Origin of the sequence: Cryobacterium sp. TMT2-17-1, from assembly GCF_004402765.1 — a bacterium.
In the GTDB taxonomy this organism is placed as follows: domain Bacteria; phylum Actinomycetota; class Actinomycetes; order Actinomycetales; family Microbacteriaceae; genus Cryobacterium; species Cryobacterium sandaracinum.
The window spans coordinates 1-14,166 of sequence record NZ_SOGC01000050.1 but is presented as its reverse complement, the minus strand read 5'-3'; the positions used below and the strand labels follow the sequence as shown (position 1 = coordinate 14,166).

Annotated in this window: 13 protein-coding genes and 1 pseudogene; all 14 read left to right on the top strand. The window is 57.5% G+C overall.

Translation table 11 applies throughout. The features are described from left to right. Positions 1-39: 39 nt before the first annotated feature. Entirely contained in the window at positions 40-273 is a 234-nt protein-coding gene (locus E3O47_RS15180) for an acyl carrier protein (protein WP_134421164.1), read from the top strand. After that, positions 270-1,034: an SDR family oxidoreductase gene (locus E3O47_RS15175; RefSeq protein ID WP_134421162.1), complete on the top strand. Its 765-nt coding sequence runs from the start codon at positions 270-272 to the stop codon at positions 1,032-1,034. Before E3O47_RS15180 ends, E3O47_RS15175 begins: the two co-directional genes overlap by 4 nt. Continuing rightward, positions 1,031-1,675 carry an acetyltransferase gene (locus E3O47_RS15170; protein ID WP_134421160.1) on the top strand — a complete coding sequence of 215 codons (645 nt, stop codon included), beginning with the start codon at positions 1,031-1,033 and terminating at the stop codon, positions 1,673-1,675. The genes E3O47_RS15175 and E3O47_RS15170 overlap by 4 nt, the downstream gene beginning before the upstream one ends. Further along, complete coding sequence (locus tag E3O47_RS15165; RefSeq protein WP_104193763.1) at positions 1,672-2,352, top strand: hypothetical protein; 681 nt, start codon at positions 1,672-1,674, stop codon at positions 2,350-2,352. Before E3O47_RS15170 ends, E3O47_RS15165 begins: the two co-directional genes overlap by 4 nt. Beyond that, a complete protein-coding gene (locus E3O47_RS15160; protein WP_241986226.1) occupies positions 2,346-3,356 on the top strand; it encodes a ketoacyl-ACP synthase III in 1,011 nt (336 codons plus the stop codon). Before E3O47_RS15165 ends, E3O47_RS15160 begins: the two co-directional genes overlap by 7 nt. Beyond that, a complete protein-coding gene (locus tag E3O47_RS15155; protein WP_134421158.1) occupies positions 3,350-4,615 on the top strand; it encodes a glycosyltransferase family 4 protein in 1,266 nt (421 codons plus the stop codon). Before E3O47_RS15160 ends, E3O47_RS15155 begins: the two co-directional genes overlap by 7 nt. Next, positions 4,612-5,667 carry a polysaccharide biosynthesis protein gene (locus tag E3O47_RS15150; RefSeq protein ID WP_134421156.1) on the top strand — a complete coding sequence of 352 codons (1,056 nt, stop codon included), beginning with the start codon at positions 4,612-4,614 and terminating at the stop codon, positions 5,665-5,667. The genes E3O47_RS15155 and E3O47_RS15150 overlap by 4 nt, the downstream gene beginning before the upstream one ends. Then, positions 5,668-6,771 carry an NAD-dependent epimerase/dehydratase family protein gene (locus E3O47_RS15145; protein WP_134421154.1) on the top strand — a complete coding sequence of 368 codons (1,104 nt, stop codon included), beginning with the start codon at positions 5,668-5,670 and terminating at the stop codon, positions 6,769-6,771. It begins immediately after the preceding gene. Next, entirely contained in the window at positions 6,768-7,898 is a 1,131-nt protein-coding gene (gene wecB, locus E3O47_RS15140; protein ID WP_104193759.1) for a UDP-N-acetylglucosamine 2-epimerase (non-hydrolyzing), read from the top strand. The genes E3O47_RS15145 and wecB overlap by 4 nt, the downstream gene beginning before the upstream one ends. 504 nt (positions 7,899-8,402) lie before the next feature. Next, complete coding sequence (locus E3O47_RS15130) at positions 8,403-9,764, top strand: hypothetical protein (protein WP_134421150.1); 1,362 nt, start codon at positions 8,403-8,405, stop codon at positions 9,762-9,764. Then, positions 9,748-10,869 carry a glycosyltransferase gene (locus tag E3O47_RS15125; RefSeq protein ID WP_134421148.1) on the top strand — a complete coding sequence of 374 codons (1,122 nt, stop codon included), beginning with the start codon at positions 9,748-9,750 and terminating at the stop codon, positions 10,867-10,869. The genes E3O47_RS15130 and E3O47_RS15125 overlap by 17 nt, the downstream gene beginning before the upstream one ends. Before the next feature lie 54 nt (positions 10,870-10,923). Beyond that, a complete protein-coding gene (locus tag E3O47_RS15120) occupies positions 10,924-12,126 on the top strand; it encodes a glycosyltransferase (RefSeq protein ID WP_134421146.1) in 1,203 nt (400 codons plus the stop codon). Positions 12,127-12,542: 416 nt separating this feature from the next. After that, on the top strand, positions 12,543-13,559 hold the full coding sequence (locus E3O47_RS15115) for a hypothetical protein (RefSeq protein ID WP_166785414.1): 1,017 nt from the start codon (positions 12,543-12,545) through the stop codon (positions 13,557-13,559). Positions 13,560-13,738: 179 nt separating this feature from the next. Next, positions 13,739-13,991 (top strand): annotated as a pseudogene (locus tag E3O47_RS16705) (hypothetical protein); the annotation flags it as partial. Positions 13,992-14,166: the final 175 nt, after the last annotated feature.

Genomic DNA, 14,166 nt, shown 5'->3' with positions numbered 1-14,166 from the left:
CCGACCACGACATCACAAGAAAAAGAAGGAACTGGAATAATGGACCAAATTGAATTCATGCAGCTGATAGAAGACACACTCGAGGTTGGTCCTGGGACGCTAGCGGTGACAGATCAACTCGACGAAATAGACTGGGATTCACTTGCCAATATCAGTTTCATCGCTGAGGTAGACAACCGTTTCGGGGTTAGCATGGATTCAGAGCAGCTCGCAAAGAGCCTCACGATTGCGGATTTGTTCGACATGCTCAAGGTCGCGATCCGAGTCCAGTGACCTCTCCAGACTTCCTCAACCTCCACCAGAAGACGCTCCTGGTAACAGGCGCATCATCCGGGATCGGCCGCGAGGCGGCCCTTCTGGCGAGCCAGTACGGCGCGCGCATCGCCTTGCTTGCGAGGCGAGTGGACGATCTGGAAGACCTCGTTGGTCGTCTGCCCGGGGAGGGCCACATCATCGTCCCTTACGATCTGACAGACACCGACGGAATTCCCGAGATGGTCCGGTCAGTTGCCGATCGCCTGGGTGGGCTTGATGGGTTGGTTCACGCCGCCGGGCGTCACTTAACACTCCCTTTGAGGTCTGTGAGTTCATCCAACATCCATGAGCTTTTCGATATCAACGTGGCGGCTGCGATCATGCTGGCCAAGGGATTCAGACACAAGCAGGTCAGAAAGCCCTCGGCCAGTCTTGTCCTTCTTTCATCTGCTGTCGGGCTTGTTGGTCAGCCTGGCGTGAGCGTTTACTCCGCGACGAAAGGCGCCATCATCACGCTGACCAAGTCCTTGGCACTCGAATTGGCGAGAGAGGACATACGTGTCAACTGCGTTTGTCCAGGTGTGGTTATGACTGCGATGACCCAGGGAATCCGCGACAGAATCGGAGAGGAAGGCTTCAAGGCTGTAACAGACGCGCATCCTCTCGGATTGGGGCAAGCCTCGGATGTTGCGAACGCGATCCTCTTTCTTCTGTCCAGTTCATCTCGCTGGATAACAGGCACTGCGGTACCTGTTGATGGCGGGTATACCGCCCAATGATGAATCGACTGGTGATCGTAGGAGCAGGCGGCTTTGGTCGCGAAATGCACAGTTGGGTGAAGACATCCCCCCGATGGTGTCAGAGTTTTGCAATCGGAAGCGTCGTGTTCGTCGATGACGACGTACCCAAGGCCCCGGTTCGTGCGCCGATCATTTCCACCGTTCGCGACTACCGGCCCGCCGACGTGGACCTCGTGTTTTGCGCGATTGGGGCGCCCTCAGCTCGACGTGAAGTCTCGAAGCTGCTCTCACAGAGGGACGCGCGAATGGGCACGTTCGTGCATGATCGTGCAGTGCTGGGCGACGATGTCCAGCTGGGCCGAGGTTCCATCGTCTGCCCTGATGTCCTCATCACCTGCGACGTGCTTATTGGTGAAAACGTTCATATCAACATCGGGTCCACAATCGCCCATGACGTGATCATCGGCGACTTCGTTACCGTGAGCCCCGCGTGCAACCTGAATGGAAACGTCAAGATTGAAGATGGAGCCTTCCTGGGCACGGGCGTGACTGTCATTCCGGGAAAGTCCGTAGGCCAGAACTCTCTCATTGGAGCTGGAAGTCTCGTGCTGAAGAACATCCCGCCCCAGGTAACCGCCTTTGGGAATCCGTGCGTCATCGTTGGAAGGCGGTCCGCATGAGGGGGCGAATTAGCTCCGTTCATTGCCTTCGGGCTGGGTTCGGTCTTACGGCTGGGGCAGGAGGCGCCGGCGGATACACATCTGAACTGGCCGCGCAGGTCGCATCGGAGCTTTTTGCCATTAGCGACACCAAGCTGGCAGAAGTCGACTATCTGATTCTCTGCACCCAGACGCCGGATTACCGGCTCCCCACTACGGCGTGTCTCGTTCAGTCCCAAATCGGCCTGAGCTCGAGCGTCGGCGCCATTGACCTGGCTGGCGGCGTGCCCAGCTTTGTTTTCGCGTTGGCACTCGCTCAGGGCCTGATCTCGACGGATCAGGCACACAGAATCCTGATCATCACCGCCGATACTGACGCATCTTCGGGGTCTGCCAGTGCTGTTCTGGTCGCTGCCGACCCTGACCGTGAGGGTGTCGATGGATTCGCTTTCGGAAGCGAAGGTGATTCAGCAGCAAACCTCGACACTGTGCTGACAGCCAGCGGTCTGGATTGGGTAGCCCCTGAAGTCGTCCTCATCGCCCATCCGCGTGTGCAGAGACCGGACTACAGCTCATCGACTCTGCCAATCGCGCTTTCGGACGCTCTCGGTGAGGGACGGGTGAGCAGAGGGGACAAGCTTGTCTTGCTCGGAAGCGATGCTGCAGGATCCTGGGCGGGAGCGATGGTGACATGGTGAGCGCACGCATTGTGGCCGTCGACTACTACTTGCCCGCCGGCGAATTGACCAACGAGCACCTATCGATTCAGTTTCCTGAATGGACCGTTGACAAGATCGCGGCGAAGACGGGAATCCGGACGAGGCACATCGCGGATGCCGCCGAGTCTGAGGCAAGCATGGCCGTCATGGCCGCCCGAGCGCTGCTTGACAACAACGACATCGAGACCAGTTCCATTGATCTCGTTCTCCTGTGCACGCAGAGTTCCGACCTCTCGAGGTCTGCCGCAGCCACGGTTCAGCGGCAGCTCGGCCTCAGGTCGGGAATTGCTGCGATCGATATCAATCTGGGCTGTTCCGGGTACGTATATTCGCTGGGGCTTGCCAAAGGCTTGATTGAATCCGGAGTCGCAAAGAACGTCCTCCTGCTGACTACAGACACTTACAGCAGGTACGTCAACGCCGCCGACAAATCCGTGCGCACACTCTTCGGCGACGGCGCATCCGCGTCACTTGTTGCAGGCAGCGCGGCGGACACCCAGCACCTCTTCGCATTTGCCTACGGAACGGACGGTGCTGGCGGAAACGCGCTGATCGTTCCAAATGGCGGCCATCGCCCGGGGCAGGACATCGCGCCCAATTCAACAGCGGACAACCGGGGACTTGTTTCCAACGGTTTCGACCTGTTCATGGATGGCCCGGCCATCTTCAATTTCACCTTGAACGTTGTTCCGGGCACGGTGGATTCGATCCTGCGCAAGGCTCAACTGCGTCTTGACGAAGTTGACTTGTTCGTCTTCCACCAGGCAAACGCGTTCATGCTCCAGCATCTTCGCAAGAAGCTTGGGATCGCCCCAGAAAGGTTCTTCATCTCACTTGAGAATTCCGGCAACACAGTCTCGTCGACCATCCCGATCGCGCTTTCGGAAGCTCAGAAGCAAGGTGTGCTCCAGCCAGGGATGAAAGTCATGCTCTTGGGCTTCGGTGTCGGGCTGTCCTGGGGAGGGGCGATGGTCCAATGGTGATCGCTGACAGGTCTTTGAAGATAGTTATTGTCAGTCAGTACTACAAGCCAGAGCACGCCCGGATACCCGTGGAGCTTGCGCGGAGCCTGGCGGAGCGTGGGCACGAAGTCCGAGTTGTGACGGGTTACCCTAATTACCCTGAAGGTCGTCTTTACCCTGGCTACCGCCAGCGGCTGAGTCATCACGAATCCGACGGGGCAGTGCGCGTACGCCGGGTCCCGATCGTGGTGAGTCATTCGCAGAATGCACTCGCCCGATTTGCCAACTACGTCTCCTTCGCCGTCAGCTCGATCGGTGCAAGCCGGTTCGCCGCTGACGCCGATGTCGTCTATGTCTATGCCACTCAGATGACCGCCTCGCTGGCGCCGTGTCTGTGGCGTGCCACCCGAGGGACACCGTTCGTCCTCCACGTCCAGGATTTGTGGCCGGAGTCAGTGACCGGGTCATCGATGGTCTCGGGGAGCTTGGCGAAGCGGGTTGTCAATGGGTGTTTGCGCCCTTGGCTGGGCGCGGTGTACCGCAGCTCGGCGGCAGTCATCGGGACGGCGCCTACAATGGCACGCATGCTCCTTGATAGGGGTGTCGAGAGCCAGAAGGTACACACAGTCCTGAATTGGGCAGAGGAAAACGGCGCGCAGGAGCAGCCGCGTGGTCGGGCCCGTTCGGACAGTGGAGGCACTGGCCTCTCACTCGTCTATGCGGGGAATCTGGGCGAGTTCCAGGACCTGGACACAGTGGTCAGGGCTGGCGCAAAGATTACCGGGTTGGAGGGGTTCACGTTGACAATAGTTGGCTCGGGGATCGCTGAGGAGGGGCTTAAAAGCCTTGCACGGGATCTCGGGGCAACGAATGTCATTTTCCGTGGACGCGTGCCGCATGCAGGCATGGATGAGATCTATGCTGCCTCGGATTTTCAAGTGGTGCCCCTTCGAGATCTGGAAATATTCCGGGGAACGATTCCGTCTAAGTTTCAGGGAAGCCTCGCGAATGGGATCCCCGTAATAACGACCGTCGCGGGGGACGTCAGCACCATCGTCCGAACGCACGAGATCGGGTTTGCCAGTGGGCCAGGTGACGTGGATGCTTTGGCGGCGAGCTTCAGAAGCGCCTATGCATTGTCCCCTGCTAGCAGACGACTAATGGGCGAGCGGGCTCGCGCCTACTACATGACGGAGATGTCACGTGATGCCGGCGTCGAAAGAATCGAAGAGATTCTGAGAAGCACGGCCAAAATTCGGACAAAGAAGGTAAGGCATTGACAGATAGCACAAGCAACTATAAAGGCCGGCGGATTCTCGTCACGGGGGGTACAGGGTCTTTCGGTCACACTGTGACCGAAAGACTTTTGTCACGCGGTGCTGCGGAAGTGCGGATTCTGAGCCGTGATGAAGCGAAACAAGACCTCATGCGCAATGAGCTCGCTGACTCGCGGCTGCGGTTCTACGTGGGTGACATTCGGGACTACCTGAGCGTGGAGCGAGCCATACGTGATGTGGACTTCGTGTTCCATGCAGCGGCCCTCAAGCAGGTTCCATCTTGCGAGTTTTTCCCGATGGAGGCCGTTAAGACTAACGTTTTGGGCAGCGAGAATGTGGTGAGAGCCGCTGACCGGGCCGGAGTCAAATCTGTTGTTTGCCTCAGCACCGATAAGGCGGTCTACCCCGTCAACGCCATGGGTATGAGCAAGGCAATGATGGAGAAGGTCGCGCAGTCCTACGGTCTGAACAACCCCAATGCCGAAACGACCGTCTCGTGCGTGCGCTATGGCAATGTCATGTATTCGCGTGGATCGGTCATTCCTTTGTTCATACGGCAGCTCAAAGCGGGCAAGAACCTCACGGTCACGAACCCCGACATGACGCGGTTCATGATGTCACTCGCTGACTCGGTAGATCTCGTTGAGTACGCTTTTCATAACGCCCTGCAGGGAGATCTCTTCATTCGTAAGGCGGAGGCCTGCACAATGGGTGACCTGGCTCAGGCCCTCATCCTCCTGTTCCAGTCGTCAGCCCGAGTGGAAGTCATCGGAACCCGCCACGCGGAGAAGCTATCCGAGGCTCTCGCCAGCCGCGAGGAACTGGCTCGCGCCCAGGATATGGGGGACTATTTCCGCATTCATGCCGACAACCGTGATCTGAACTACAGCATCTATGTCGAGCAGGGCGACCTCGCCCAGGCGCAGTATGAAGACTACGACTCTCACACGGTGTCACGGATGAGTTTGCGTGAGGTTCAGGCACTTCTCTTGACTCTGCCCGGGGTGCGAGCGGAACTCGCCTCAGCGGGAATCCGCTTTGAACAGGTCGTTTAGATGGAGAATCACGTTGCGCTAACCGGGGCCCATGGCTTTCTCGGGTGGCACGTCCGCGCGGCTCTTGAAGAATCCGGTCGCGAAGCGGCGACAATTCCGGTGGGCGATACCTTCAATGTTGCTGAGGCCGCCTCGGCTATGTCTGGAACAACTCGCCTAATCCACCTTGCTGGCGTTAACCGTGGTTCTGATACCGAGGTGAGCGAAGAGAACAGACGATTCGCCAGTCAGCTCGCGCAGGCCATCGTGCGGGCAGAAGTTCCCCCCACTGTTATCGTGTACGCGAATTCCTCGCAGGCAACTAACGGAAGCCTGTACGGGAACGCGAAGGCTGCGGCCGCGGACATCCTCCGGGCAGCGGCGGAGGAAGTGGGCTCGGACTTCCAAAACGTGCTGCTTCCGAACCTCTTCGGTGAACATGGGCGCCCGTTCTACAACGCTGTGACCGCGACGTTCAGCCATATGCTGAGTCAAGGTCAGACGCCGTCGGTGAATGTTGACAAAGAATTGACTCTTCTGCACGCGCAGGACGCTGCAGATTTACTCACAGGTGCTGTTGACGCAGGAGCCAGCCGAGAACTAGAAGTGCACGAGACAGTGTCCGGGCTGCTGGACCGCCTGATCACGATCGATGCGGTCTATCGTCGTGGTGAAATCCCTGATGTCGCCGCGGAATTTGACCGTGACCTTTTCAACACCTACCGTTCCTATACTTTTCCCGAGCATGCTCCCGTCCAGCTGACCCGCCATGCAGATGCGCGCGGTTCGTTCTTTGAGATAATCCGCTCACATGGCGGTTGCGGCCAGTCGTCTTTTTCGACCACGGAACCCGGAATCAGCCGGGGTGATCATTTTCACCGACGCAAGATCGAGCGGTTCACTGTTCTATCCGGCTCCGCCACGATTGCGCTGCGGAGGCTGTTCACCGAGGACGTTGTCGAATTCCAGGTGACAGGCAGTGCCCCGGTCGCGGTCGACATGCCCACGATGTGGTCACATAAAATTACGAACACGGGGGCGGATCTCCTCTACACGTCCTTCTGGACGAATGAAATATTCAACTCTCAAGCACCCGACACGATCGAAAAGGCTGTGCACAAATGAATCCGCGACTGAAAGTCTTGACAGTTGTTGGAACGAGACCCGAGATTATTCGTCTTGCGGCTACCATCAAACGACTCGACCGGTTCACTGACCACGTCCTGGTTCATACAGGGCAGAACTACGACTACGAACTCAATGAGGTCTTCTTCGAGGACCTTGGTCTCCGTCGACCGGACCACTTCTTGGAAGCCGATACATCTTCATTGGGCAAGGTTCTCGGCTCTATCCTGGCCAAGACTGAGGAAGTGCTTCTGCTGGAGAAGCCCGATGCCATGCTCATACTGGGTGATACCAATAGCTGCATTTCGGCGCTTATGGCCAAGCGGATGAGAATTCCCGTGTACCACATGGAGGCTGGAAATCGTTGCTTCGATGAAAACGTCCCCGAGGAAACCAATCGCCGACTCGTAGACCATATTTCTGACTATAACCTCGTCTACACCGAGCATGCTCGTCGAAATCTCCTGGCCGAAGGCATCCACCCGGCCCGGATTCTGCTCACCGGATCTCCGATGCGAGAGGTGCTCGACGGCAACGCAGCGGGCATTGCAGCCAGCGCCGTTGTGGAGCGGCAAAACTTAGTCGCGGGAGAGTACTTCTTGGTCAGTCTCCATCGAGAGGAGAACGTTGACGACCCCGCACGGCTGGAGTCCGTACTTGCGGCGCTGTCGGTGCTCCGTGAAACACACGGGGTTCCGGTCCTCGTGTCCACGCACCCACGGACACGGAAGAGACTGGAGAACGTTGCGGCGGAACTCAAGGACGGCTTGATCTTTCATCCTCCGTTTGGATTCAACGACTACATCAAACTCCAGATGGCTGCCAAACTCGTTCTTTCCGACAGCGGAACAATAAGCGAGGAATCCAGCATCCTCGGGTTTCCGGCGGTGACCCTTCGGGACTCCATCGAACGACCTGAGGCGTTGGACGCCGGCGCAATCATCACTTCCGGCGTCAATCAGGAATCGATTCTGGATTCCGTACAAATGGTTTTGGCGGAGTTGGGAAACCATCCGCCCACTGCGCAACCGAACGGTTACGAAGTGACGGATACCTCTCGACGAGCCGTCAATTTCATTCGTTCTACAGTGGCCACTCACAGCATTCGTGCGGGTGTCCGGAAATAATGGCTAGAGACCGATGAGCGCGAAACTCCACGTGGTGAACCTTCTCTCGAGCCTCCTTCCGCAAACACGGGTGTTCGGGTTGAGGCGAGGTCTCTATAGAGTGACCGGTGTGCACGTGGGGCCGAATACGCGCATCAACGGCGGGGTGAACATCCAGCACACGAACGTGCGAATTGGTGCGGATACCTGGATCGGTCGTCGAAGTGAGATCGTGTCGACGATAGACGCACCAGTGACCATTGGCGACCGCTGCGATGTGTCGCAGGACGTTCTCTTCATCACTGGCAGTCATGAGATTGGGGATCCACTACGGCGCGCAGGGACTGGTACGAGTTTGCCAATCTCTGTTGGTGACGGGACCTGGATTGGGGCGAGAGTTACTCTACTGGGTGGAGCGGTACTGGGGAGTGGCGTCGTCGTAGCGGCTGGGTCCTTAGTGAGGGACGTATTTCCGGACGACGTTCTTGTGGCGGGGACGCCAGCTCGCATCGTTAGGCAGCTTGGGTGAATATCAACGAGCGAACTATCCGAGCTAGAGCGGGAGCCGTGGTTGGGGCGGGCACAGCGGTGGCAGTTGCACGTCTTTTCTCGTTGGTCGCTGCCGCCGTGCAATTGCCTCTTCTCACGAACCTCCTCAGCACAACCGAGTATTCGAGCGTCGCTCTCGCCATTGCAATTGCCACGTATTTCAGTCTCTTTGCCGCGGAACCGGTAATCTTGGGATTTCAAAGGTTTCCGGGCGGCAACAATGAGCGCTCCAACTACACCTTTGCTCTCGGGCGCACGGTGGTTTCAGTCGTCCTAGCTGGCATTCTCGTCTCCGGTATTGGTCTTCTTATGGGTCGAGCCGAGGAGGCAGCGGCATTCGCAGGCTGGGGCATTGGTCTCGCTATGAATCGATTGGTTTCAACGGCATGGCTCATGTGGGGTCGGCCGTGGGGATATGCATGGAATCTCATCGCTGGCACTGGTGTGAGAACTGTGGTTCTTCTTGTGATGATCTTGGCTGGGTGTGGACCTCTGCTCAGCTTGGGTGCGGCCGGACTCGCCTCAGCCTGTGCCGCGTTACTCCTTAGCCCCAGGGTCAGGGGCCTAAGGGCGGCTTCTACATCGCGCCCCTGGTCAATGCGGTTCGGCCTCCAGCTCGCGCTAGCTTCACTCGCATTCACACTGCTCACGAATGGGAACCTCCTTGTCCTAGCGGCTGTCGCGTCAGGCGACCAGGTCGGTAGATATGCCGCAATGACCCAAGTTGCTGCGTTGAGCTCGGGCGCAGTTGTTGGGCTCATGTTGACAGTTGCCTACCCACGTCTTAGGGCAGCTTGGGATCGACAGAATCGGCCCGCCGTTGAAGAGCAACTCGCGATTCTCCAATTGGTGTGTCTCGGTATCGCCCTCGCCGCAATCTTCTCGACGTACGTAGCCAACCACTCCCTTCTCCACTTTGTCGTTCAAAAGGAGTTCATCGATGGACGCGTCCTTGCACCCCTGATCATGGCAACTGCATTTGCGGCCATGGGGCAAATATCGAGTTGGAGGCTCCAGTTCCAGTTCGAGGCGGGAGGTGTGGCGCGAAGAACTGCTGCGACTGCTGTGTTCGGCCTACTAATCACGGTTGGGCTGACTGCGGCGTTTCAAGCGCAGGGTGCCGCCGTTGGTGCAGCCCTGGGATTCATGGTCTATTTCCTAGTGATGAGTGCCGGGTCGGCTCTTCCGCTGGCTATCCTTGCCGGGTCAATCGCTTCGCTGGCTCTGTCCTCGGCCGGTTTCGTGTTGTCCGGAGACGCAGTTGCATACGCTGCCCTGGTGGCAGCGAGCGTAATTTCGCTAGTGGTGGCAAGGAGATATCGTGCAAAAAAGCTATGATCTGGTTTTCTGGCAAAACACTCCTTCGCTACACCAAGCGCCTCTTATGCGAGCCCTGACTTCGGGCCTGGGCAAGCGTGTCCTTGTAGTAGCTGCGGGCGACGTCTCAGCGGCCCGACTAGCCATGGGCTGGGAGGGTATCGACTATGGGCCCGCGGACTTGGTGATCAAGCCGTCCTCGAGCCAGATCGAAGCCCTCGTCGAAAACAATCGTGGTGCCACAGCGCACATTTTTTCTGGAGTTAGCTCATATCCAGGAATGCGGCGAGCGATGAACGCGCTCACCCGGGGAGGCCATCGGCACATCGCCATCATCACGGAGCCGTGGGACCCACGAGGGCTGGCCGGAAAGCTGAGAGCCCTCAAGTTTGCGTTTCGTGGTAAGTCATGGCACCACGTCGACACCCTCTTTGCCTGTGGAGTTCTGGCAAGGAAACAATTCGCATCGCTCGGCTGCGAACTGGAAAAAATAGCCCCATTTGGTTACTTCGTGGACCCACCAGCGCGGAGCGACAACGGCCCGCGCGTCGGAAAGCCGAGCATAATGTTCATCGGCACACTCACGGAACGCAAGGACCCGAGAACACTCATACAGGCGTTGGCATTGACGCCACCAGAGTCTTGGGATCTCACAATGGTTGGAGACGGGCCTCTCCGGAAGGTCATGCTTGATGATGTGCTGGAGCTAAACCTTAGCCATCGGGTTAGTTTCGTTCATCGAATGGCGAACAACAAAGTTAGAGACGCGCTTGCTGCCTGCGACTTGCTTGTCCTGCCGAGTCAGTACGACGGGTGGGGAGCGGTAGTGAGTGAAGCGCTCATGGCAGGAACCCCAGTAATCGTAAGCAATACCTCTGGCTCTTCTGACTTCGTTGCCTCGAATCTTCAAGGCGAAATTGTCCGATTTGGGCGGCCGGGTGAAATCGCCCAGGCGTTGCATGAGCGTTTGCGGACCAGTCCTGTAACAGATGAGGCCCGCTCAATACTGCGCAACTGGGCGAACGAAGCCATCTCGCCGAGAGCTGCTGCCGAGTATCTGTGGAAAACCGTAACGCGCGAAAAAGATGTGCCCACGTTTCCTGCACCGTGGACCGAGTCTATTTAGTGCTCGTAATTCGTGCATCACACTCGAAACGTAACCAAAAGATTTAGGGGAGCCATGAATACGATGTCTAAATTTGCCGTTTTTGCACCGCTATTCCCACCCGCAACCCTTGGCGGCGGGCCTATTCGGACTGTCAAAGCCTTAGTCGATTCGGCACCGCAAAACACGCGCGCGATTGTATTCACATCTGACCGAGACATGAATCAAACTGTGCCACTTCAGGTCAAGAGAAACGCCTGGTTGGAAAGGGGCGGGGTATCGGTGTATTTCGGTACTCCAACGTCGATTCGGCTGTTGTTTCGTGGTTTGCGTGCCGTTCGACATGAGCGGCCTGACGTTGTTTACTTTAATAGTTTCTTCAATCCGAGTTTCTCGATTGTCCCGCAAATCCTAGGGGCCCTGGGCTTCTGGCGAGGAGCTCGGGTGCTACTTGCGCCCAGGGGGGAGTTCGGGCAAGGAGCCCTCGCGATTCGGGCGTCAAAGAAGCGTGCGTTTCTGACGTTCTACAAAGCGATGGGACTTCATCGTCGACTTCTTTGGCATGCGTCTTCGGTAAACGAAGAGGCAGATATTCGGGCGCTGTTCGGCGAAAGAGCGCGCGTTCTCATTCGGGAGGATGAAACAGCCCTGCCGCCCACAGCTCAGAGGCCACGCTCAGCGTCGCGGGAAGACCGTCCTCTACGGATTGTCTTTGTCAGCCGCTTGAATCCCATGAAGGGCCTCGATATATTGCTTCGAAGCCTGCAGCCGATTAGCGCTCCGATTGTCCTTGATATCTTCGGCAATGCTGAAGACAAGGACTACGTGCGAACATGTGAACGCCTGATCAGGGAATTGCCGACGAGCGTGACGTGCACATCGAACGGCCCTATCTCCCCGGAAGCCGTTCGAGCGGTCTTCGCAGAGGGCGATGTTTTCGTCTTTCCGACCGCTGGAGAGAATTTTGGCCACGTCATCGCTGAGGCGCTCTCGGTGAGTTGTCCCGTGATTTGCTCGAACCTGACACCATGGTCGGATGTCCTCAATATGGCGGGTGGAGACGTACTTGATAGTAGGGACCCCCTCGATTGGAGCGTTGCCATCCAGGCGTTCGCGGCGCTTTCGAATGAGCAGGTCCTGGGGCGTCGGCACGCGGCAGGTGCAGCATTTGATGTCTGGAGATCCCGAGACAAAGGAGATCATATTTTCGCTCAAGTCGCCCAAGTCGGACGATCACCGCTCGCTGTCAAAAGGGCGCGAATTTATGGCGGCGAGTAGTCTAAGTCGGCCCAGCAAGTTCCACATACTTACGAAACGCGGGGCAGGAAACCAATGATGAGGCCTCGCCCGAAAGGATTTACGTCTTGAACGCAGCACCTTGGATGCGCGACCTATTTGCTTGGATTTGCGCAGCGGTTGTTGCGACCGCTCTGGGGTGGCAGACCTCGATGGGAGTGGCCTGGTCTCTGTGGCTACTACTCGGGATTGGCGGCGTGGTGACACTCGTCCTGAGCCCGTGGACCCGGGTCTGGTCCCCGTATGCGGCCGGAGTGCTTCTTATCCTCGCGTCAGCGTCAGTTGCAGCCCCAAGCACAGCCGTGTCTGTTGCGTTTCGGGTTGTCGGAATCGGGTTTCTCTGCCTATCAGGTGCAAATCAGGTATTCGGACGAACGAAGTTTGTTTCTGATAAAAAAATGAAGGCTGCCTCAGTGCGGTCGTGGCTTTCGCTGGTTGTCGGTGCGCACCTCGCTTTTTTGTTGCTTGCTGCAGCGTTTCACGGACAGTGGGTTGAGTTCATCTTGTATGGATTTGGCCTGACCCTGCTGGCTATTGCAGTCATAGTGACATCGGTCGCAGTCCCGAGAGAAATAGTGACGGTTTCTGTCCTATTCTCTCTTGGCTTCGTCGTAATCGCCTCCTTCGCCTACGGCCTGACCACGCCGGAGGTAGCGGTAGCCGGAATTCGGCTGCGGGGGCTCACGGCGAATGCAAATACGCTTGGATTCTTTGCATTCCTTCTCGGCTCACTTGCCCTGATTGTCGTGCGGCATTCTGGTCTAAAGTTTACCCTCTTGTTCTTTGCGGGCGCCGTCCTTTTGTGGACCTCGAGCCGAGCAAGTATCTTGGCGTTCGCAATCGTCGTGCTTTTTGTCGTTCTCTCTCGACTCTCGACAACGGTGGTTTTGGCTGTCCTTGGAGCAACGGGAGCGGCTGCAGTGGCAGCATTGATGTCGCCGAATGCCCTCTCGATTCTCGATGGAGTTTTTCGTGGGGATGAATCCCGGGCCCTCTCGCTTACGGGGGCAATCAATGCCTTTCGCTCGTCGCCCCTAGTCGGAATCGGTCTGGCTAACGAAGAATTTGAGATCGCGAGCAGCCCCCTGCGCGCACTGGCGTACGCAGGAATCGGCGGTTTACTTGCCGTCTCGGTCATGTGGGGGGCCTTCATCTGGCACGCTCGGACTGCGGGCATACAGGCGGTCGGATTCACTGCGGCAGCTGTTGTTCACAGCTGTTTTGAGGGATGGCTTCTGTCGCCAATTAGCCCGTTGCTGTTGATCTTCATACTTGCTTGGTGGGTCATCGTGAGACCGGTCCCGGGGCTCAGTAGTAAGTCGAGCAACCAGCGTCAGACGAGCTACGCGAATCCTCGCAAGATGATCCCCTGGGATAGGGCTAGGCCGAGGCTCGCCATAGCTGCTTGGCCTTGAATCTGAGCAAAAATGTCTACTGACCTTGGCTCGTACTCATATTTTGATCGCGGTACCCAGTACGCATCCGCACAGATCATCGTGTTCGTAAAACGACATCGAACCACTAGTCGATGGAATATAACGGGGATTGATTCATCGCACCGCTGAAAACCGAGTTCTGCCGCTGAGGCGTCTGGCCGTGTCAATGCGGCTCCAACGAGAACATGAACGGACTGCTGCGCTAAGCACACCGACCTCGCCATCCACAGCGCCGACGACCTCGCCGCTGTCGCGACCCAAATCAACAACAGGCCCCGGAAACGACTCGGTTGGTCAACACCAGCCCAGCTCCTCGCCGATGTACTACGGTCCAGCTCACTAATTAGCGTCGCGACGACCGCTGGAATTCGCCGGCGCTATTGGCCCTGTTTTGGGTCAGCGTTGACATAATGGTGTATTTGGGGTCTCGAGCTCTGGAGTCGCAACTCCCAGAATGGTGAATGTTACAACGATCGCAAATGGCGAGTAGCGCTTGGTGGTAGCGGTAGTCCGGCGAGTTGGTAGCACGTTTCCGGGTACATGGTAGCGCTGGCGGTCACGGGACTGCTCTGCTGTGAGAAGACAA

Excerpts from the sequence above, each read along its gene's own strand:
- E3O47_RS15180 (WP_134421164.1), top strand. The coding sequence starts at position 40 with ATGGACCAAATTGAATTCATGCAGCTGATAGAAGACACACTCGAGGTT.
- E3O47_RS15170 (WP_134421160.1), top strand. The coding sequence starts at position 1,031 with ATGATGAATCGACTGGTGATCGTAGGAGCAGGCGGCTTTGGTCGCGAA.
- E3O47_RS15165 (WP_104193763.1), top strand. The coding sequence starts at position 1,672 with ATGAGGGGGCGAATTAGCTCCGTTCATTGCCTTCGGGCTGGGTTCGGT.
- E3O47_RS15160 (WP_241986226.1), top strand. The coding sequence starts at position 2,346 with ATGGTGAGCGCACGCATTGTGGCCGTCGACTACTACTTGCCCGCCGGC.
- E3O47_RS15155 (WP_134421158.1), top strand. The coding sequence starts at position 3,350 with ATGGTGATCGCTGACAGGTCTTTGAAGATAGTTATTGTCAGTCAGTAC.
- E3O47_RS15145 (WP_134421154.1), top strand. The coding sequence starts at position 5,668 with ATGGAGAATCACGTTGCGCTAACCGGGGCCCATGGCTTTCTCGGGTGG.
- wecB (WP_104193759.1), top strand. The coding sequence starts at position 6,768 with ATGAATCCGCGACTGAAAGTCTTGACAGTTGTTGGAACGAGACCCGAG.
- E3O47_RS15120 (WP_134421146.1), top strand. The coding sequence starts at position 10,924 with ATGAATACGATGTCTAAATTTGCCGTTTTTGCACCGCTATTCCCACCC.
- E3O47_RS15115 (WP_166785414.1), top strand. The coding sequence starts at position 12,543 with ATGAAGGCTGCCTCAGTGCGGTCGTGGCTTTCGCTGGTTGTCGGTGCG.